An 18,455-nucleotide genomic window follows, 5' to 3' on the forward strand; every position below is an offset into this window, starting at 1 on the left:
GTCCGCCCTGTCCTGGATCAGACGATCACGGTACGGGCGGGGGTTCAGGCCGGCGGGGGAGTGGTGCTGCGGTAGATGGCCGCCAGCCAGACGTCGAGCAGCACGTCGACCACGTCCCGCTCGGCCACCGCCGGCCCGTCGCCGGCGAAGGTGGCGTACCAGACGCGCTCGTTCATCGAGTTCAGCGCGATGGCGAGGTCGCGGGCGGGCAGCCCGTCCGGGGCGGCGCCGCGCCGCCGTTCCGCCTCGATCGCGGTCTCGATGGCCTGCACCCAGCGCTCCAGCACCGCGGCCCAGAGCCGGCGCACCTCGGCGTTGGTGCCGCGCACCTGGGCGCAGGCCAGCACCACCGCGCGGTGCGCGCCGAACGTCTCGTGGAACCGGGCGATCAGCTCCCGCCACCGGGCCCGCGGGTCCTCGGCCAGCCGGACCAGCGCGTCGCCGCAGGTCGCCTCGGCCTCCTCGGTGACCCGGTCCAGCAGCGTCAGCAGCACCGCGTCCTTCGACGGGAAGTAGAAGTAGAAGGTGGGCCGGGAGATGCCGGCGCCGCGGGCCAGGTCGTCGATGGAGATGTCGGCGAAGGCCCGGCCGTGCAGCAGCCGCTCGGCGGTGGCCAGGATGGCCGCCTCGCGCTCGTCGCCGGAGGAGCGGGCCGCGCGGCGTCCGCGCGGGGTCGCGGTCCCGGTGGCCGTACGGGCGGTCGTCATGACCGCAGACTCTACACCGGATCGACACTGTGTCGATTGGACTCGACAGGGTGTTGACGGGCGTCGACGGCGGTGGATAGTGTCCGGGGTCACCGCCTCGGATCGGGAGATGACATGGCCTCCGACCACGTCGACGTGCTCATCGTCGGTGCCGGCCTCTCCGGCATCGGCGCCGCCTGCCACCTGCGGCGCACCTGCCCGGACAAGACGTACGCGCTCCTGGAGGCCCGGGACGCGATCGGTGGCACCTGGGACCTGTTCCGCTACCCCGGCGTCCGGTCCGACTCCGACATGTTCACCCTCGGCTACTCGTTCAAGCCGTGGACCGACCCGAAGGCGATCGCCGACGGCGACGCCATCCGCGACTACGTCCGCGAGACCGCCGACGAGTACGGCGTCACCGGGCACATCCGCTTCCACCACCGGGTCGTCCGCGCCGAGTGGGACAGCGCGACCGCCCGCTGGACGGTGCACGCCCGCCGCGACGACACCGCCGAGGACGTGGTGCTCACCTGCTCGTTCCTGCACACCTGCTCCGGCTACTACCGCTACGACGCCGGCTACACCCCCGACCTGCCCGGCGCGGAGACGTTCGCCGGGCGGATCGTGCACCCGCAGCACTGGCCCGCCGACCTCGACCACACCGGTAAGCGGGTGGTGGTGATCGGCAGCGGCGCGACGGCGGTGACCCTGGTGCCGGCGATGGCCGAGCGGGCCGGGCACGTCACCATGCTCCAGCGCTCGCCCACGTACGTCATCGCGCTGCCCTCGCGCGACGTGGTCGCCGACGCGCTGCGCCGCTGGCTGCCGGCGAAGGCCGCGTATCCGGTGGTGCGGTGGAAGAACGTGCTGCTCACCACGGCCAACTTCCAGCTCAACCGGCGCGCCCCCACGCTGATGCGCAAGCTGCTCCGGCGGGCCGCCAAGGGCCGGCTGCCGGCCGGCTACGACATCGACCGGCACTTCTCGCCCCGCTACGACCCGTGGGACCAGCGGCTCTGCGTGGTGCCCGACGGCGACCTCTTCACCGCCCTGGAACAGGGCCGGGCCTCGGTGGTCACCGACACCATCGACACGTTCACCCCGCGGGGCGTCCGGCTCGCCTCCGGCGAGGAACTGCCGGCCGACATCGTGGTCACCGCCACCGGGCTGAACCTGCTCGCCCTCGGCGGGATGACGCTGACCGTGGACGGGGCCGACGTCGACCTGCCGAGCACGGTCGCCTACAAGGGCATGATGCTCTCCGGGGTGCCCAACTTCGCGATGACCATCGGCTACACCAACGCCTCCTGGACGCTGAAGGCCGACCTGGTCGCCACGTACGTCTGCCGGCTGCTGCACCACCTCGACCGCACCGGCCAGCAGATCGTCACCCCGCTCGCGCCCCGCGACGGCGCGCTGGAGCCGATCATCGACCTCAAGTCCGGCTACGTGCTGCGCAGCGTAGACGCGCTGCCCAAGCAGGGCGCCTCGGCGCCGTGGCGGCTGCACCAGAACTACCCGCGCGACGTGCTGCTGATGCGGCACGGCCGGCTCACCGACGCCGGCGTGCGCTTCTCCCGCGCCGCCGCCGACCGGTCCAGCACCCCGGAAAGGAGCACCGCCGGTGCGTAGCTTCGACTTCACCACGGGCACGGCCGTCGTCACCGGCGCCGCCAGCGGCATCGGGGAGGCCCTGGCGCACGGGCTCGCCCGCCGTGGCAGCGACCTCGTGCTGCTCGACCGCGACGCCGAGCGGCTCGCCGCCGTGGTGGCCGCGATCCGCGCCGCGCACCCCGACCGGCAGCTGACCAGCTACGTGGTCGACCTCGCCGACGCGGCGGCCACCGCCCGGGTGGCCGAGGAGGTCCGCCGGCGCCACCCCGCGATCCGGCTGCTGGTCAACAACGCGGGCGTGGCGCTGGGCGGCCGGTTCGACCAGGTGACCCTGGAGGAGTTCACCTGGGTCATCGACATCAACTTCCGCGCCGTGGTGCAGCTGACCCACGCCCTGCTGCCCGCGCTCAAGGCCGAGCCCGGCGCGCACCTGGTCAACGTCTCCAGCCTCTTCGGCCTGATCGCCCCGGCCGGGCAGGCCGCCTACGCGGCGAGCAAGTTCGCCGTACGCGGCTTCACCGAGGCGCTGCGCCACGAACTGGCCGACGACGGCATCGGGGTGACCTCGGTGCATCCGGGCGGCATCCGCACCCGGATCGCGCAGAGCGCCCGGATCGGCAGCGGCGTCTCCGTCGAGGAGTACGAGGCCGGCCGCAAGCAGTTCGAGAAGCTGCTCTCCATCGACCCGGCCAGGGCCGCCGAGATCATCCTGCGCGGGGTGCGGCGGCGCCGCGGCCGGGTGCTGATCGGCTGGTCGGCGAAGCTGCCCGACGTGCTGGCCCGGGTCGCCCCGGCGTCGTACGGCCGGGTGCTCGCCCTGGGGCTGGCCCGCGCGGCCGCCGACCCGGCCCGCCGGGCCAGCACCGTCCCCGCCCAGCGGCAACCCGACCCGTCGGCCGCTTCGCCGCCGTCGACGGCTCGGCCGGACGGCAGGACCGCCGACCGGGCGGGGGACCGGGCGTGAGCGCGGCGGCCGGCCCCCGGCACGTCACCGTCGACGGGCGACGGGTGCGCCACCGGGTCGACGGCGACGGCCCGCCGGTGCTGCTGCTGCACGGCATCGGCCGGAGCCTGCGCGACTTCACCGAGCAGCACGAGCTGCTCGCCGACCGGTACCGGGTGCACAGTGTCGACCTGCCCGGCTACGGCGGCTCGCTGCCGATGGCCGAGCCGTACACGTTGCCGGCGCTGGCCCGGTTCGTCGGCCGCTACCTCGACACGGTCGGCGTCGAGGCGCCGGCGCACGTGGTCGGCAACTCCCTCGGTGGCGCGATCGCCATGCAGCTGGCCGTCGCCGAGCCGGCCCGGGTGGCCAGCCTCGCGCTGGTCAACAGCGCCGGTTTCGGCCGCGAGGTGACCATGATGCTGCGGCTGCTCGCGCTGCGCCCGCTGGGGCGGCTGCTGCTGCGGCCCAGCCGGGTCTCCGCCCGGCGCACCGAGCGGGCCCTCTTCCACGACCCGGCGTTCGCCACCGCCGAGCGCGTCGCGTACGCCCTCGAGGTGGCCCGCCAGCCGCACGTCGCCCGGGTGATGCTGGAGACCGCGCACAGCCTGGGCAGCTTCCGGGGGGTCAGCCCGCAGTGGCGGGAGGCGCTGCTCACCGAGCTGGCCAACCTCGACGTGCCCACCCTGATCGTCTGGGGCGACCGGGACCTGATCCTGCCGGCGGCCCACCTGGACGCCGCCCGCACCCGGCTGCCCCGCGCCCGCACCCACCTCTTCACCGACTGCGGGCACATGCCGCAGATCGAGTGCGCCGAGGAGTTCAGCCGGCTGCTGGTCGACTTCTGGACCGCGGCTCCCGCTGCCGAGCCAGCACCGTCACCGCCACCAGCGCGAACAGCAGCACCGCGATGAGGTAGACCGGCCCCGCCGCCCAGGGGGTGGCCAACACCAGCAGCGCGGTCACCGGGAAGGCCGCCGCCACCACCCCGGGCTGGTGGCGCAGCACCCGCAGCACCCAGACGGTGAGCAGGTAGCCGGCCGTCGGGACGGCCACGGCGTGACCGACCACCAGGTCGCTGACGTGTGCCAGGTGCCGGTGGTGGTCCACCGCCACCCACAGCCCGGCGCCGACCGCGGCGACCGCCGCGAACACCAGGTAGTGGCCGTACCCCCAGGCGATCGAGCCGGGCAGCCGCGCCGGCACCTCGATCTCCCGGTCGAAGTAGAGCCACCAGAGCGCGAACACGATCACCATGCCGGCCACCGCCAGCGACCAGAGTCCCCGCTCGCCGGCGTCCACCCCGGTCTGCACGGCCACCGACACCGCGAGCACCACCTCGCCGAGCACGATCAGGGTGAACAGCCCGTACCGCTCGGCGATGTGCCGCGGGTGCCAGGTGGTCATCCCCGGCCGCTCGGCCACCGCCGGCACCAGCAGGTCGGCCAGGGCCAGCACCAGGAACGTCCAGATCCGCCAGTCGTCCGGCAGCAGCAGCCGGACCAGCCAGCCGAGCTGCACCAGGGTCACCCCGACCGCGTACCGGGTGTCCGCGGCCCGGTGACCGGGATCGCCGGACGCCGCCCGCAGCCACTGCGCCACCACGGCCAGCCGCATCACCACGTATCCGTAGGTGATGGTGACGAAGTCGCCCTCGGTGAACGCGCGGGGCACGCCCGCGGCCAGGATCAGCGCGCCCGCGATCTGCACCAGGGTGGTGATCCGGTAGACGTCGTCGTCGGTGTCGTAGGCGGAGGCGAACCAGGTGAAGTTCATCCACGCCCACCAGATGGCGAAGAACACCATCAGGTAGCTGCGCACGGCGTGCCCGACCTGGTTCTCCGCCACGTCGTGGTGCAGGTTCGTCGCCGCCTGCGCGACGGCCACCACGAAGCAGAGGTCGAAGAAGAGTTCCAGCGGCGTCGCGGCGCGGTGCTCCTCACCGCGGTCGCGCGCGGTCATCGGCCGGTACCACGGCCGCAGCCCCCCGTTCGTGGCCACCGGGCTCTCCTCGCGCCATCCGGCCGGACGGCTTCACCATAGGCAGGTCACCCGCCGCACCGAGCCGGGTTCGGCGGAGCCGCCACGCGGGCGCGCGGGCGTGCGTTCGGGCCGGCTCAGTCCGCGGCGACCACCGCCGGCAGCGGCTGGTGCGGCGCGGTCGGGGTTTCGGCGTCCAGCCGCTCCAGGGTGCGCAGGGCGGCCTCCACCTGCGCCGGCAACCGGCGCCGCCGCCGCAGCGCCCACCGCAGCTCGCGGCCCGCGTCGAGCAGCCCGCCCCGCCCGGCCGGGTCCCGCACCGCCTCGGCCACGGCGCGCAGCACCATCCCGGCGGGGCGGCGCAGGGTCGCGGTGAGCAGCCGGTTGCGCGCCTCGGCGCGGCGCCGGGCCCGGCGGTCCCGCCCCGCCGGCAGCGGGTGATGGTGCACCACCAGGTCCTCGGCGTACGCCAGCCGCCACCCGGCCGCGGCCAGGTCCATCGCCAGCAGCGCCTCCTCGCCGTACGTGCCCAGCGGTTCGGCGAAGCCGCCGACCTGCCGGAACGCCTCGCGGCGCAGCACCACCGCGCAGGCCAGGAAGCCCAGCACCGCCGGGCCCGGCGCGCCCGGCGGGACGCCCAGCGGGGCACGCGCCATCGCCGCCGACACCGGGTCGAGCCGGTCCTGCGGGCCCACCCGCACCTGCCCGGTCAGCAGCCCGGTGCGCGGGTACCCGCGCAGCAACCGCGCCGCGCGGTCCAGCGCGCCCGGCGCCCACCACGAGTCGTCGTCGGCGAACGCCACGAACGGGGTGCGGGCGAGCGCCACCCCGATGTTGCGGGCCGCCGCGGCGCCGGCGTTCGCGTCCAGCCGCACCACCCGCACGTTCGGAAAGGCGTGCGCCACCGCCGCCGGAGTGCCGTCGTCGGAGCCGTTGTCCACCACGATCACGGGTGCGGTGTGCCGGGCCAGCGTCGCCAGCAGCTGGCGGCGGCGGTTGCGGGTGGCCACCACGACGGTCACATCGGTCATGGCGGCCCTGGTACCCCGGTCGGCGCCCGGCCACGCCGTTTCGACCCGGCGGGTGCGGGGGATTCGGGCGGATGCCCGACGACGCGGTGACCCTCTTCCTCGCCGGGGACGTGATGACCGGCCGGGGCGTGGACCGCGTCCTGCCCCGGCCCGGCCCGGCCGACCTGCGCGAGCGGGCGGTCCGCGACGCCGACGAGTACGTCGGGTTGGCCGAGTCGGTCAACGGACCGATTCCCCGCCCGGTGCCGCCGGAGTGGCCCTGGGGCGCCGCCCTGCCGCTGCTGGACGGGCTGCGGCCGGCCGCGCGGATCGTCAACCTGGAGACGGCGGTGACCGGGCGGGGCGGGCACGCCCAGGGCAAGGCCGTGCACTACCGGATGCACCCGGACAACGTGCCGTGCCTGACCGCCGCCCGGCTGGACGTGTGCGCGCTGGCCAACAACCACATGCTCGACTTCGGGCCGGTGGGGCTCACCGACACCCTGGACGCGCTGGCCGGGGCGGGCATCGCCACCGCCGGCGCCGGCCGGGACGCGGCGGCGGCGTGGGCGCCCGCCCGGGTGGACCTCGGCGCCGGGCGCCGGCTGCTGGTCTTCTCGGTGGCTGCCCCGTCCAGCGGCGTGCCGCCGCAGTGGGCGGCCGGTGCCGACCGGCCGGGGGTGGCGTACCTGCCGGAGGTCTCGGCGGTCACCGCGGACCTCGTGGCGGAGCGGATCGCCGCCGCGGCCGGGCCGGGGGACCGGGTGCTGGTCTCCGTGCACTGGGGCGGCAACTGGGGGTACGAGGTGCCGGCCGAGCACGTGGCGTTCGCCCACCGCCTCGTCGACGCCGGGGTCGACGTGCTGCACGGGCACTCGTCGCACAACGTCCGGCCGGTGGAGGTATACCGGGACCGGCCGATCCTCTACGGCTGCGGGGACCTGATCGACGACTACGAGGGGATCGGCGGGCAGGAGGCGTACCGGCCGGAGCTGCGGCTGCTCTGGCTGCCCGCCCTCGACCCGCAGACCGGCCGGCTGCGCGGCCTGCGGGCGGCCCCGGTGCGGATCCGGCGGATGCGGCTGGAGCCGGCGACGCCCGCCGAGGCGGGCTGGCTCGCCGACCTGCTCGGCCGGCTCGGCACCCGGTTCGACGTCGACGCCGACGGGCTGCTCACCCTGAGCCACAGCTGACCGGGTGGCGCGTGCCACGTCCCGGGCACCCGGCCCGGCGCCGGCCGTGACCGGCCGGATCATAGATACATGACGCATCCCTCCGCGCCGGCCCGGACGAGCGTCCCGTCGGCCGCCGAACGGGCCTACCTGCACCTGAAGCGGTCCATCCTGGAGCAGGTCTACCCGGGCGGGCAGCTGGTCAGCGAGGGGGAGATCGCCGAGGCCACCGGCGTCTCCCGCACCCCGGTGCGGGAGGCGCTGCTGCGGCTGGAGGCCGAGGGCCTGGTCCGGCTCTACCCGAAGCGGGGCGCGTTGATCCGGCCCGTCTCCGCCCGGGAGATCACCGACGTCATCGAGGCCCGCCGGCTGGTCGAGCTGCACGCCGCCGAGCGGGTCTGGCCCCGCCGGGCGGCGCTGCGGGCCGACCTCGCCGCCCGGCTGGCCGAGATGCGCGCCGCGCACGCCGCCGGCGACCTCACCGCCCTGATGGCCGCCGACCGCGCCTTCCACGCCACGGTGGTGGACGCCGCCGGCAACGAGATCCTGGCCGAGCTGTACCAGCGGCTGCGGGACCGCCAGCTGCGGATGGGCGAGGCGACCTTCCGGCTCTCGCCCGGCTGGGCCGAGGCGGCGCTGACCGAACACGCCGCCCAGCTCGCCGCCCTCGACGGCGACGACCCGCAGCGCTGGCTCGGCACGGTCGCCGCGCACATCGACAACGCGGCCGCCGCGCTGCGGACGCTGCGGTGACCGCCGCGCCGGGAGCGGGCCGCCGTTCCGGCTGGCTGGTCTGGGGCGTCGCGCTGAGCGCGTACCTCGCGGCGGTGTTCCACCGCAGCTCGCTCGGGGTCGCCGGGGTCGACGCCGCGCACCGGTTCGACATCAACGCCAGCACGCTGGCCACCTTCTCGGTCGCCCAGCTCGCCGTGTACGCGGTGATGCAGGTGCCGGTCGGCGTGCTGCTCGACCGGTACGGCTCCCGCCGGCTGCTGATCGCCGGCGGCGCCCTGATGGTCGCCGGCCAGCTCTGCTTCGCCCTCGCCACCGACGTGGGTCTGGCCGTCACCGGCCGGGTGCTGGTCGGGCTGGGCGACGCGATGACCTTCATCAGCGTGCTGCGGATCGTGGCGTTCTGGTTCCCGGACCGGCGCTATCCCATGCTGACCCAGCTGACCGGCACCCTGGGCCAGCTGGGCGCCATCCTCGGCGCCGTACCGCTGGTGGCGCTGCTGCACCGGGCCGGCTGGACCCCGGCCTTCCTGGTCGCGGCCGGGCTCGGCGCGACGGTGCTGCTGATGGTCGTCGCCGCGGTCCGGGACACCCCGCACCGCGAGGTGACCGCCCGCTCCCGGTCCGGCCTCGCCGCGGTGCGCCGGGAACTCGCCGCCGCGTGGGCGCAGCCGGGCACCCGCCTCGGGCTCTGGACGCACTTCGTCACCCAGTTCTCCGGCGCGGTGTTCGCCCTGCTCTGGGGCTACCCGTTCCTGGTGCAGGGGCAGGGGCTCAGCCCGACCGCCGCCGCGTCGCTGCTGACCCTGATGACCCTCGGCATGCTGGTGTGCGGGCCGGTGATCGCGCACCTGTGCGCCCGACACCCGTTCCACCGGTCGGTGCTGGTCTTCGCGATCACCGCCGGCACCGCGGCGGTCTGGGCGGTGGTGCTCGCCTGGCCCGGCCCGGCGCCGCGCTGGCTGCTGGTCGCGCTGGTGCTGGTGCTGGCGGTCAACGGCCCCGGGTCGCTGATCGGCTTCGACTACGCGCGCTCCTTCAACCCGGTCAGCCGGATCGGCAGCGCCACCGGGCTGGTGAACGTCGGCGGCTTCGTCGCCTCGATCACGCTGGTGCTGGCCGTGGGGGTGGTGCTCGACCTGGCCACCCCGGCCGGCCGGGCCACCCCCGACCTGACCGCCTTCCGGTGGGCCTTCGCGGTGCAGTACCTGCTCTGGGCGCTCGGCGCGGTGCAGGTGCTCCGCTACCGCAACGCCGCCCGCCGTCGGCTCGCCGCCGAGCGGTCGCCGGTCGCCGACCCCGCGCCGACGCCGTCCTGAGCGGGGCGCGCGGCGCGTCGACCGGCCGCCGCCGGACAGGGGCGCGGCACCGGTCAGTGGCCCCGGCGGCGGAGGGTGAGGCCGTCCAGCACCAGGGTGAGGCCGGCACCGAGCAGCCAGAGGTCCTTGGCGAAGCCGATGCCCTGCTGGGTGGGGCGCAGGCTGCCCTGCTCGCGCATCCCCGGCGTCTTGACGTAGAGCTGGGCCAGGCCGGCGGCGAAGGCGGCCAGCCCGAGGCCGGCCAGCGCCGACGGCACGAACGGCGCGAGCAGGGCGGCCCCCAGGGCGATCTCGGCGCCCGACAGGAGCCGGGCGAACCGGTCCGGCGGGAACTGCTTGAGCTGCGGGATGGCGCCCACGGCCATCCCGTGCAGGCCCTGCGCCGCCTCGCCCTCCAGCGTCCGCTTGCTGAGCCCGGAATTGAGGACGAACGCGCCGATGCTCACGCGTAGTGGCAGATGGCTCACCTTCATGGCCCACTCCCGTCCGACGGCCGAATCGTGCCCCCGCCTACCCGGACAGCGCCGGGGATAACCGCCGCCCGGCTCTGGGCCGGCGGTGGTGATCGGCGGTAGTTTCGGCCGAGGGTGCTGATCGACCGGTGTCGCCGTACCCCCGGCGGCGCCGGAGCCGGACGGACGGCGGCGCGCCGCGCCGCGGAGCAGGAGGAGACCGTGAGCCAGCAGGTCCGGGGAGTCATCTCCCGCAGCAAGGGCGCGCCGGTCGAGGTGACCACGATCGTGGTCCCCGATCCGGGGCCCGGTGAGGCGGTCGTACGGGTGCTGTCCTGCGGGGTCTGCCACACCGACCTGCACTACCGCGAGGGCGGCATCACCGACGACTACCCGTTCCTGCTCGGCCACGAGGCGGCCGGCATCGTGGAGGAGGTCGGCGCCGGCGTCGATTCCGTCGCCCCGGGCGACTTCGTCGTGCTCAACTGGCGGGCCGTCTGCGGCGTCTGCCGGGCCTGCCGTCGCGGCCGGCCCTGGTACTGCTTCGCCACCCACAACGCGGCCCGGAAGATGACCCTCGCCGACGGCACCGAACTGGCCCCCGCCCTCGGCATCGGCGCGTTCGCCGAGAAGACCCTGGTGCACGCCGGCCAGTGCACGAAGGTCGACCCGGCCGCCCGCCCGGCCGCGGTGGGGTTGCTGGGCTGCGGGGTGATGGCCGGCCTCGGCGCGGCGATGAACACCGGCGGGGTGACCCGCGGCGACTCGGTGGCGGTGATCGGCTGCGGCGGGGTCGGCGACGCGGCGATCGCCGGCGCGACGCTGGCCGGCGCGACGACGATCATCGCGGTGGACACCGACGCGCGGAAGCTGGAGTGGGCCCGCCGGTTCGGCGCGACCCACACCGTGGACGCGTCCGGCGAGGATCCGGTCGAGGCGATCCGGGCCGCCACCGGCGGTTTCGGCGCCGACGTGGTGATCGAGGCGGTCGGCCGGCCGGAGACCTGGAAGCAGGCGTTCTACGCCCGGGACCTCGCCGGCACCGTCGTGCTGGTCGGCGTGCCGAGGCCCGAGATGACCGTCGAGGTCCCGCTGCTGGACGTCTTCGGCCGCGGCGGCGCCCTCAAGTCCAGCTGGTACGGCGACTGCCTGCCCAGCCGCGACTTCCCCATGCTCACCGCGCTCTACCTGCAGGGTCGCCTCGACCTCGACGCCTTCGTCACCGAGGAGATCGCGCTCGACCAGGTGGAGGAGGCGTTCGGCCGGATGCACCGCGGCGACGTGCTCCGGTCGGTGGTGGTCTTCTGATGGCCGCTCGGATCGATCACACCGTCACCGCCGGCACCTTCTCCCTCGACGGGCAGACCTTCGACGTGGACAACAACGTCTGGGTGGTCGGTGACGACGCCGAGTGCGTCGTCGTCGACGCCCCGCACGACGTGGACGCCATCCTGGCCGTCGTCGGCGGCCGGCGGGTCCGGGCGATCCTCGCCACCCACGCCCACGACGACCACGTCCGGGTGGCCCCGGCGCTGGCCCGGGCCACCGGGGCGCCGGTGCTGCTGCACCCCGCCGACCGGGTGCTCTGGGACCAGGTGCACCCGGACGAGCCCCCCGGCGGGACGCTGCGCGACGGCGCCACCGTCGAGGTGGCCGGCGCCGCGCTGACCGTGCTGCACACGCCCGGGCACAGCCCCGGCGCGTGCAGTTTCCACGCTCCGGCCCTCGGCGTGGTGTTCACCGGGGACACCCTCTTCGCCGGCGGCCCGGGCGCCACCGGCCGCTCGTACAGCGACTTCGGCACGATCATCGACTCCATCCGGAGCCGGCTGCTGACCCTGCCCCCGGAGACGGTCGTGCACACCGGCCACGGCGGGAGCACCACCGTCGGCGCGGAGGCGCCGCACCTCGACGAGTGGCTCGCCCGCGGCCACTGACCCGGCCGGGCCCTCAGCGCTCGTCGGGTGGGCCGAGCACCGGCTTGACGTCCAGTACCGGCGTGCCGTCCAGCGCCTCCAGGTCGGCGACCCGCAGGCGCAGCCCGTCCACCGCGAGCACCCGCACCCGGTGCAGCCCGATCGGGTTCGGCCGGTGCGGCGACCGGGTGCTGAACACCCCGGTCTCCGGCCGGGACGCCTCGCCGCGCGGGTGCACGGTCAGCACGTCCCGGCTGGCCCGGTCCAGCCAGGTCAGGACCAGCACCTCCGCGCCGGCCCGCAGGTCGCGCAGGGCCGCCGCGACCTCCGGCGTGAAGTCCAGGTACGCCTCCGGCGCGCCCTCGTCGCCCTGCCGCGGCGCGGTCGCCGCGTCGGTCAGCGGCGAGGCGACCCGTCCGACCGGCCGCAGCCGGAAGGCCTCGTCGGTCATGTCGTCATCCGCATGTGCAGGCGGACCGCCGTGCCGGCGGGGGAGGTGTGCACCCGGACCAGGTCGCAGAGCGCGTGCACGATGACCAGCCCGCGCCCACCGATGCCGTCCGCCGCGGGGGTCAGCCGCCCGGCCAGCGGGTCGGTCAGCCAGCCGTCGTCCCGGATCTCGCAGACCAGGTGCTCCGGGGTCCGCCAGACCCGCAGCACGCCGCCACCTCCGCCGTGCGCGACGCTGTTCGTCGCCAGCTCGGTGACCGCGATCTGCAGATCCGCCACCCGGTCCTCGGCCAGCCCCGCGGCCTCGGCGTGGCCGGCGACGAACCGGCGTACGGCGGAGAGCATGTCGACCTGGTAGGCCAGCTCCGCGACCGGCCCGGCGGGGACGGGCAGCGGTGTGTTGTAGCGGTCCACCACGTGCGCCGGGGCGTAACCCGAGCTGGGCCGCCGTCCCGTCCGGTCCACCAGCACCGGGTGGGTGGCGCACGCGTCGGCCAGCACCACGCCGTCGAGCGCGCCCGCGTCGTAGGGGCAGAGGATGGTCGCGTCCCGGCCGGCGAACGCGGCGTTGATCATCGCCTCGTGCTGGGCGCAGGCCGGGTATTCGGTGTCGGTGCGGCCGGCCCAGATCGGCTCGCCGATGATCCGTACCCGCCGGCCCGCGTGCTCGTCGGCGAACGCCTGCAGCACCCACGGGATGATCCGGCCCGGATTGCGGCCGGCCTCGGTCATGTCCGCCCAGCGCGCCTGCGCCGCGGCGCCGACCGCCGCGCGGACCAGCCGCAGGTTGGCGCCGGGCATGGCGACCAGCACCGGCTCCCCGGCTGCCAGCCCGTCCTCGACGAACGGGACGGTGCCGGCCAGCAGGTCGTCGGCGCTTTGGTAGAAGAGCCCCTCGTGCACGAAGGCGCCGGCGGACGGCACCGCTTGACCCGACACCGTCACGCCGCCTGCCACGGCTGCGCCAGGGCGTGCCGGCGGGGGGCGTCGTGGCCCGCGGACCCGTCGTACGCCAAGCAGACGTGGTCGCCCAGGAACACCTGGTCGACCACCACGGCAGCAGTCACGTCATCGCCTCCCGGTCGGCGCGTCCCCAACTGTAGCGTCGCCCCGACGGCCACCTGACGGCCGACCTGCTGAGCAGGTGGGTAGGCTGCCCGGGTATGGCCGCCGATGACGCCCGCCCGCCCGCCGTACGCCAGCTCCGCCTGGTGGTGGAGGCGGAGGACTACGCCGCGGCGGTGGCGTTCTTCCGCGACGCGCTGGGCCTGCCCGAGCAGGCCGCGTTCTCCGGCGAGGGCGACGCGCGGGTGGTGATCCTCGACGCCGGCCGGGCCACCCTGGAGATCGCCAACCCGGCGCAGAAGCGGATGATCGACGAGGTGGAGGTGGGGCGGCAGGTCGCCCCGAAGATCCGGGTGGCGTTCGAGGTGGACGACGGCCGGGCGGCCACCGACCGGCTGGTCGCCGCCGGCGCCACCGAGATCGCCCCGCCGACGGTGACGCCGTGGCACTCCCTCAACTCCCGCCTGGACGCCCCCGCCGGGCTGCAGATCACCCTCTTCCAGGAGCTCCTCGACGCCGACGAGCGGACGACCCTCGACGGGTTCGGCACCGAGCGCCCGCGCGCGGAGTGACCCGGGCGGGTCGGCCCGGGCCTGATGCCGGAGCGTGGCGAAAACCGGGTAGCGCCGGGCCGGGTGGCGCGGAGATGATCTGCCGCATGCACCCCGTCGTCGATCCGGCCGCGCTCACCCCCGCGCAGCACGGGGCGCTGCGGCACGTCCGCACGGTGGCGCTGCGCGACCGACCCGCCGCGCTGGCCGCCATCGGCCGCGCGCTGGCCGGATCGGGCGTCACCCACCAGCCCGAGCAGCTGATCGCCGCGATCGGCCGGCACGGCCGGCTGACCCTCAACTTCCACCCGGACCGGCTGCTCGCCGACGGCCGTACGGTGGTCGAGGCGCTCGCCGCCGAGGGGACCTACCGCAGCCAGTTCGAGACCGGGATCTCCAACGGCGGGCTGACCGCGTACCCGGGCGGTGACCGGGACCGCTGGGAGGAGTCGCTGTTCGGCGGCGCCTACCAGACCCCGGGCGTACGCCCCGCCGACCGGCCCAAGTACGGCGGGCTCAACCTGCTCGACCACCCGGACGGCGCCTGCCCCCGGTTCGGCTCGTGCCACCTGCGGCTGCGTCCCGAGGTGCTGTCCCGGGCCACGTTCTGCTTCGGCGACAGCCACCTCGGCCCCCGCGACCTCGGCACCGTCGACGTGTTCGAGCCGGTGTTGGCCGCCCTGATCGCGGCGACCGAGGGCACCGGGGTCAGCCTCGGCCGACCGGGCATGGACACCCTCGCGCTGGTGCGGGAGCTGCTGCGCCGCCGGGAGGACGTCGCCTGGTCGCCCGGCGCCGCCGGCCGCGCCCTGGACGACTACATCGAGGCGCAGGTCCACGGCGACCTGGACCTCGCCCGGGACGTCGAGGCGGTGGTCGTCGACCCGTCCTTCCAGGGCACCGAGGCCGGCGCGACCCTCGCCGCGATCGCCCGCCGGCACGGCTTCGCGCTGTGGTGGCACCGGGGCTTCGCGCTGCCCGTCGACGGGATCGACCCGGAGTTCCGGGGGCCGGCCATCCCACCGCTGGCGGCCCGGGTGCACGCCGAGTTCGCCCGGCCGGGCGAACCGGTCGACGCGGCGCTGATCGGCCGCGCGGCGGCCTCCGTGGTCACCGATCCGGCCCGGTGGGCGGACCGCGGTCCGACCGAGGTCACCCTGCAGCACCTCAAGCAGCTCTGGCACGTCCTGGTCCGGTTCGGTACCCCGTACGCCGACTGAGCCGGCCGGTTCGCCCGTACCCGTTTGCGCCCTGCGGCCCGTCCTGACCCCTGGCGCATCGCGCGCCCGATTCATCCGCTTTGTGCTGGTCGGGCCCGGCATGGTCAGCCCGAGTTCGCTGGTTGTTTCGTCCGGTCTGTGCCGGAGGCGGCCGTCCCGGTCAGGTTCTCGCCCCGGTGTCGGTGATCCGGATCGCAGCCTCGACGGTCGGCACCATTTCCGGAATGACCGACACGTGAAGCTGGTTGTGTCCCCAGAACCGCCGGAGCGCAAACCTCTTCTCCGGCCTCTTCTCCGGCACCGGAGATCCCCCGAGAGGTGCTCACCCGGAGCGCTTCACGATCGAAAGGGCAACCATCGTGAAGGTCGACTTCACTCGATGGCTCCCGGCCATCGCGAAGGACTCGTACCGCAAGACCGCGCTGAGCGTGGTCGGTGTGGCCGCCCTGGGCGGCCTGGCGCTCGCGCCGACCGCCGCGGCGGCGCCGATCACCACGGGCCCGCACGAGGGCGCCGTGGCGGCGATCGAGAAGGCCACCGGCCGGGCCAAGACCGACCGGACGTCGGAGTCCGCACTGACCACCGGCGGCACCACGGTCAAGCCGGCCGCCGAGAAGCCCACCCGCGAGGAGCTGATCCCGCACGGCGTGGAGGGTGCCCAGTCGCGCATCCCGCTGGACGACGCGCAGCTCGCCAACGCCCGGGCCATCATCGACGTGGCCAAGAAGACCGGCGTGGGGGAGCGTGGCGCGGTAATCGGCATCGCGACGTCGCTGCAGGAGTCGAAGCTCTACAACCTCGGCCACCTGGGCGCGTACAACGACCACGACTCGCAGGGCCTGTTCCAGCAGCGTCCGTCCTCGGGTTGGGGCTCGCCGGAGCAGATCACCGACCCGGAGTACGCCTCGACGGCGTTCTTCACCGCGCTCAAGAACGTCGGCGGCTGGCAGGACCTGCCGCTGACCGCCGCGGCGCAGACGGTGCAGGTCTCGGCCTACCCGTTCGCGTACGCGCAGTGGGAGGAGCAGGCGGCGGACATCGTCGCGCAGCTCTGGTGACAACCGCATGACGACCGGCCGGTCCCCGCACGGGGGCCGGCCGGTTCGCGTGTCACGGGTTCATTCCGTCGTGGTCACGGCAGCGGCGCGCCCTCCCGGCGCAGTCGCGCCGAGCCGGCACCGACCGACCAGCCGGCCACCCACCGGCTCCCGGTGCCCGGCCGGGTGCGGTCGGCCAGGTGGTACCAGTCCATCCGGCAGCGCTGCCGGGTCACCTCCAGCACCCCGTAGCCGTGCCCGTCCAGCTCGGCCCAGCGCACGTGCGGGTTGGTGGCGCGGACCAGCCCGGCGCCGAGAGCGCTGAGCGGGTTGCCGGCCGGCAGGTCCAGGAAGTCGTTGACGTTGTCGCTGGTCACCGAGGGCACCACGAACTCGGCGGCGGCCGGGGCGTACGGGCCGGTGGCGCTGGTGGTCACCTCGTTCGCCCACGAGGTGTGGATGTCGCCGGTGAGGAAGACGACGTCGCGGGTTCCGGCCGCGCGCAGGTGGTCGACCAGTTCGTCGCGGTCGGCGTTGTAGCCGTCCCACTGGTCGACGTTGAGCGCCGCGCCGTTGCGCGGAATGCCGAGCAACTCCCCGAGCGGGCCGAGCAGCCAGGCGGGCAGCGCCCCCACGTCCAGCCGGGCCATCATGACCGGGTTCCCGACCAGCTTCCAGCGCACGGTCGAGGCGGCCAGGCCGCTCTTCAGCCACGCCATCTGCGCGTCCCCGGTGATCGTCCGCGCCGGGTCGTCCACGGCGGTCCCGGACGCCTGCCGCGACCGGTACGTACGCAGGTCCAGCATGGACAGCTCGGCGAGCCGGCCGAAGCGCAGCCGCCGGTAGATCGCCCCGTCCGCGCCGGTGCGCACCGGCATCCACTCCAGGTACGCCTGTCGCGCCGCCGCCAGCCGGTCGGCGAAGTCCCCCTCGACGCCGGGGGTGTGGTTCTCCGCCCCGCCGGACCACTGGTCGTTGGCCACCTCGTGGTCGTCCCAGGTGATCACCCAGGGCACCGCCGCGTGCAGCGCCTGCAGGTCCGGGTCACCCTTGTAGAGGGCGTGCCGGATCCGGTAGTCCGCCAGCGTGAGCACCTCGTGCGCCGGCCGCACCGGGCGCACCACCGTCCCGCCCGCGCTGAACTGGCCGGTGCCGTACTCGTAGAGGTAGTCGCCCAGATGCACCACCAGGTTGAGGTCGCCGCGCCGCGCCAGGTGCCGGTACGCCGCGAAGTAGCCGGCCTCCCAGTTGGCGCAGGACACCACGCCGAACCGGAGCCGGTCGATCTCCGCGTCGATCGCCGGCGCGGTCATCGTCCGCCCGGTCGGCGACCATCCGCCGCCGTACCCGAAGCGGTACCAGTAGGTGGTGGCCGGAGCCAGACCGGTCACCGCCACCTTCACCGTGTGGTCGCGCGCCGCTCCGGTGGTCAGCGCCCCCTGGGCCGCGATCGTCGCGAAGTCGGGATCGGTGGCCACCTGCCAGCTCACGTCCACGTCCGGGCCGACGCCGGAGCCGGGTTGCGCCTCGTCGGTCGGGGTCAGCCGGGTCCACAGCAGGACCCCGTCGGGCAGTGGGTCGCCGGAGGCGACCCCGTGCCGGAACGCGCCGTCGGCCGCGAGGGCCGGGCCGCTGCCGGCAAGGGTGGCGCCGGCGAGCACGGCCGTGCCGGCGGATGCGCCGGCCATGCGCAGGAGGGTACGACGGTCGAGGGTGTTCGTCATGCCTCACGTTTCTACCGGCATCGATGTGTTGGTGGCTGCCCCTGGGGGCGGGTGTTTGCCGAAGGTTGATATTTGTCGCTGGTTTGTTACTCGCCGGTCAGCTTGGCCTGATTGCGACCGGCCATTGTGGTGGCGCGTCACGGCTGACCACAAGGGGCCCATGGGCTTGCGCCGTGCGCCCGTGCCGGGTCTGTGGCCGGTTGGGGTTGGGGTGTGGCCGTGCCGGGCCAGTGGGTTGCGGTTGGGGTGGCCCTGCCGGGCCGCGTGTTGGTTGCGGTTGGGGGTGGCCGTGCAGGGATCGTGCTGGTCGCGGTTGGGCGTGTGGCCCGCCGTTCCCGGTTCCGGGCGGTCAGGCTTGATTCTTGCGCCGGCTGCCGGCCGTCGGGGCGAGATCGACTCGGTGCCCATCGGGGTCGAAGGTGTGCCCACCGGTTCGAAGGTGTGCCCGTGGGGTCGATCGGTGTGGCGGCGGTGGCCTGCCGGGGTGGGCGCAGCGTTGGGGCCGGGTTCTACTTCGGGTCGGCGTCGTCGGGTGGGCGTGTCGTCGCGGGTTGGCATGGTGTCTCTTGGTGGTGATACCT

Annotated in this window: 20 protein-coding genes; 11 read left to right on the plus strand and 9 right to left on the minus strand. The window is 75.0% G+C overall.

Annotated features, from left to right (window positions below; genetic code table 11):
- Positions 1-44: 44 nt before the first annotated feature.
- Positions 45-707: a TetR/AcrR family transcriptional regulator gene (locus tag AC1WTP_RS20555; RefSeq protein ID WP_481650882.1), complete on the minus strand. Its 663-nt coding sequence runs from the start codon at positions 705-707 to the stop codon at positions 45-47.
- A 114-nt stretch (positions 708-821) separates the two neighbouring features.
- On the opposite strand from AC1WTP_RS20555, the gene AC1WTP_RS20560 reads away from it, so the two are divergent.
- The 3 genes from AC1WTP_RS20560 to AC1WTP_RS20570 are packed head-to-tail and all read left to right on the plus strand — an operon-like array spanning position 822 to position 4,160.
- On the plus strand, positions 822-2,321 hold the full coding sequence (locus tag AC1WTP_RS20560; protein WP_481650883.1) for a flavin-containing monooxygenase: 1,500 nt from the start codon (positions 822-824) through the stop codon (positions 2,319-2,321).
- A complete protein-coding gene (locus tag AC1WTP_RS20565; RefSeq protein WP_481650884.1) occupies positions 2,314-3,267 on the plus strand; it encodes an SDR family NAD(P)-dependent oxidoreductase in 954 nt (317 codons plus the stop codon). The genes AC1WTP_RS20560 and AC1WTP_RS20565 overlap by 8 nt, the downstream gene beginning before the upstream one ends.
- Positions 3,264-4,160 carry an alpha/beta fold hydrolase gene (locus AC1WTP_RS20570; protein ID WP_481650885.1) on the plus strand — a complete coding sequence of 299 codons (897 nt, stop codon included), beginning with the start codon at positions 3,264-3,266 and terminating at the stop codon, positions 4,158-4,160. The genes AC1WTP_RS20565 and AC1WTP_RS20570 overlap by 4 nt, the downstream gene beginning before the upstream one ends.
- Here AC1WTP_RS20570 and AC1WTP_RS20575 read toward each other — a convergent pair.
- Positions 4,069-5,247, minus strand: a complete 1,179-nt coding sequence (locus AC1WTP_RS20575) for a low temperature requirement protein A (RefSeq protein ID WP_481650886.1) — start codon at positions 5,245-5,247, stop codon at positions 4,069-4,071. The genes AC1WTP_RS20570 and AC1WTP_RS20575 overlap by 92 nt on opposite strands.
- A 116-nt stretch (positions 5,248-5,363) precedes the next feature.
- Complete coding sequence (locus tag AC1WTP_RS20580) at positions 5,364-6,257, minus strand: glycosyltransferase family 2 protein (protein ID WP_481650887.1); 894 nt, start codon at positions 6,255-6,257, stop codon at positions 5,364-5,366.
- A gap of 71 nt (positions 6,258-6,328) precedes the next feature.
- On the opposite strand from AC1WTP_RS20580, the gene AC1WTP_RS20585 reads away from it, so the two are divergent.
- The 3 genes from AC1WTP_RS20585 to AC1WTP_RS20595 all read left to right on the plus strand — a co-directional run bounded on the left by AC1WTP_RS20585 (position 6,329) and on the right by AC1WTP_RS20595 (position 9,459).
- Positions 6,329-7,429 carry a CapA family protein gene (locus AC1WTP_RS20585; RefSeq protein WP_481650888.1) on the plus strand — a complete coding sequence of 367 codons (1,101 nt, stop codon included), beginning with the start codon at positions 6,329-6,331 and terminating at the stop codon, positions 7,427-7,429.
- 69 nt (positions 7,430-7,498) lie between these two features.
- A complete protein-coding gene (locus AC1WTP_RS20590; protein ID WP_481650889.1) occupies positions 7,499-8,161 on the plus strand; it encodes a GntR family transcriptional regulator in 663 nt (220 codons plus the stop codon).
- A complete protein-coding gene (locus AC1WTP_RS20595; RefSeq protein WP_481650890.1) occupies positions 8,158-9,459 on the plus strand; it encodes an MFS transporter in 1,302 nt (433 codons plus the stop codon). The genes AC1WTP_RS20590 and AC1WTP_RS20595 overlap by 4 nt, the downstream gene beginning before the upstream one ends.
- A 53-nt stretch (positions 9,460-9,512) precedes the next feature.
- Here the strand turns inward: AC1WTP_RS20595 and AC1WTP_RS20600 are convergent, their stop codons facing one another.
- A complete protein-coding gene (locus tag AC1WTP_RS20600; RefSeq protein ID WP_481650891.1) occupies positions 9,513-9,932 on the minus strand; it encodes a hypothetical protein in 420 nt (139 codons plus the stop codon).
- A 201-nt stretch (positions 9,933-10,133) separates the two neighbouring features.
- Between AC1WTP_RS20600 and AC1WTP_RS20605 the strand changes: the two genes are divergently transcribed.
- Both AC1WTP_RS20605 and AC1WTP_RS20610 read left to right on the plus strand, forming a co-directional pair.
- Positions 10,134-11,219, plus strand: a complete 1,086-nt coding sequence (locus AC1WTP_RS20605) for an S-(hydroxymethyl)mycothiol dehydrogenase (protein WP_481650892.1) — start codon at positions 10,134-10,136, stop codon at positions 11,217-11,219.
- On the plus strand, positions 11,219-11,848 hold the full coding sequence (locus AC1WTP_RS20610) for an MBL fold metallo-hydrolase (protein WP_481650893.1): 630 nt from the start codon (positions 11,219-11,221) through the stop codon (positions 11,846-11,848). The genes AC1WTP_RS20605 and AC1WTP_RS20610 overlap by 1 nt, the downstream gene beginning before the upstream one ends.
- 13 nt (positions 11,849-11,861) lie before the next feature.
- On the opposite strand, the gene tsaA is transcribed toward AC1WTP_RS20610, so the two are convergent.
- Genes tsaA through AC1WTP_RS20625 form a run of 3 tightly spaced genes read right to left on the minus strand, consistent with a single transcriptional unit; the run spans position 11,862 to position 13,344 of the window.
- On the minus strand, positions 11,862-12,278 hold the full coding sequence (gene tsaA, locus AC1WTP_RS20615; RefSeq protein WP_481650894.1) for a tRNA (N6-threonylcarbamoyladenosine(37)-N6)-methyltransferase TrmO: 417 nt from the start codon (positions 12,276-12,278) through the stop codon (positions 11,862-11,864).
- Positions 12,275-13,201, minus strand: coding sequence for an anti-sigma factor RsbA family regulatory protein (locus AC1WTP_RS20620; RefSeq protein WP_481650895.1), 927 nt, complete (start codon positions 13,199-13,201; stop codon positions 12,275-12,277). Before AC1WTP_RS20620 ends, tsaA begins: the two co-directional genes overlap by 4 nt.
- Before the next feature lie 17 nt (positions 13,202-13,218).
- Complete coding sequence (locus tag AC1WTP_RS20625; RefSeq protein WP_481650896.1) at positions 13,219-13,344, minus strand: hypothetical protein; 126 nt, start codon at positions 13,342-13,344, stop codon at positions 13,219-13,221.
- 96 nt (positions 13,345-13,440) lie between these two features.
- Between AC1WTP_RS20625 and AC1WTP_RS20630 the strand changes: the two genes are divergently transcribed.
- On the plus strand, positions 13,441-13,914 hold the full coding sequence (locus AC1WTP_RS20630) for a VOC family protein (RefSeq protein ID WP_481650897.1): 474 nt from the start codon (positions 13,441-13,443) through the stop codon (positions 13,912-13,914).
- Positions 13,915-14,000: 86 nt separating this feature from the next.
- Entirely contained in the window at positions 14,001-15,113 is a 1,113-nt protein-coding gene (locus AC1WTP_RS20635; RefSeq protein ID WP_481650898.1) for a DUF3626 domain-containing protein, read from the plus strand.
- A 160-nt stretch (positions 15,114-15,273) separates the two neighbouring features.
- Here the strand turns inward: AC1WTP_RS20635 and AC1WTP_RS20640 are convergent, their stop codons facing one another.
- The gene (locus tag AC1WTP_RS20640) at positions 15,274-15,414 is read right to left on the minus strand and encodes a hypothetical protein (RefSeq protein WP_481650899.1); all 141 of its coding nucleotides are present in this window, start codon (positions 15,412-15,414) and stop codon (positions 15,274-15,276) included.
- Between the two features lie 58 nt (positions 15,415-15,472).
- On the opposite strand from AC1WTP_RS20640, the gene AC1WTP_RS20645 reads away from it, so the two are divergent.
- Entirely contained in the window at positions 15,473-16,171 is a 699-nt protein-coding gene (locus tag AC1WTP_RS20645; RefSeq protein ID WP_447137633.1) for a hypothetical protein, read from the plus strand.
- Between the two features lie 74 nt (positions 16,172-16,245).
- On the opposite strand, the gene AC1WTP_RS20650 is transcribed toward AC1WTP_RS20645, so the two are convergent.
- Positions 16,246-17,874: an alkaline phosphatase D family protein gene (locus AC1WTP_RS20650; RefSeq protein ID WP_481650900.1), complete on the minus strand. Its 1,629-nt coding sequence runs from the start codon at positions 17,872-17,874 to the stop codon at positions 16,246-16,248.
- Positions 17,875-18,455: the final 581 nt, after the last annotated feature.

This window comes from Micromonospora sp. R311 (genome assembly GCF_056780015.1).

Excerpts from the sequence above, each read along its gene's own strand:
- AC1WTP_RS20555 (WP_481650882.1), bottom strand. The coding sequence starts at position 707 with ATGACGACCGCCCGTACGGCCACCGGGACCGCGACCCCGCGCGGACGC.
- AC1WTP_RS20560 (WP_481650883.1), top strand. The coding sequence starts at position 822 with ATGGCCTCCGACCACGTCGACGTGCTCATCGTCGGTGCCGGCCTCTCC.
- AC1WTP_RS20580 (WP_481650887.1), bottom strand. The coding sequence starts at position 6,257 with ATGACCGATGTGACCGTCGTGGTGGCCACCCGCAACCGCCGCCGCCAG.
- AC1WTP_RS20585 (WP_481650888.1), top strand. The coding sequence starts at position 6,329 with ATGCCCGACGACGCGGTGACCCTCTTCCTCGCCGGGGACGTGATGACC.
- AC1WTP_RS20590 (WP_481650889.1), top strand. The coding sequence starts at position 7,499 with ATGACGCATCCCTCCGCGCCGGCCCGGACGAGCGTCCCGTCGGCCGCC.
- AC1WTP_RS20600 (WP_481650891.1), bottom strand. The coding sequence starts at position 9,932 with ATGAAGGTGAGCCATCTGCCACTACGCGTGAGCATCGGCGCGTTCGTC.
- AC1WTP_RS20610 (WP_481650893.1), top strand. The coding sequence starts at position 11,219 with ATGGCCGCTCGGATCGATCACACCGTCACCGCCGGCACCTTCTCCCTC.
- tsaA (WP_481650894.1), bottom strand. The coding sequence starts at position 12,278 with ATGACCGACGAGGCCTTCCGGCTGCGGCCGGTCGGACGGGTCGCCTCG.
- AC1WTP_RS20630 (WP_481650897.1), top strand. The coding sequence starts at position 13,441 with ATGGCCGCCGATGACGCCCGCCCGCCCGCCGTACGCCAGCTCCGCCTG.
- AC1WTP_RS20635 (WP_481650898.1), top strand. The coding sequence starts at position 14,001 with ATGCACCCCGTCGTCGATCCGGCCGCGCTCACCCCCGCGCAGCACGGG.
- AC1WTP_RS20650 (WP_481650900.1), bottom strand. The coding sequence starts at position 17,874 with ATGACGAACACCCTCGACCGTCGTACCCTCCTGCGCATGGCCGGCGCA.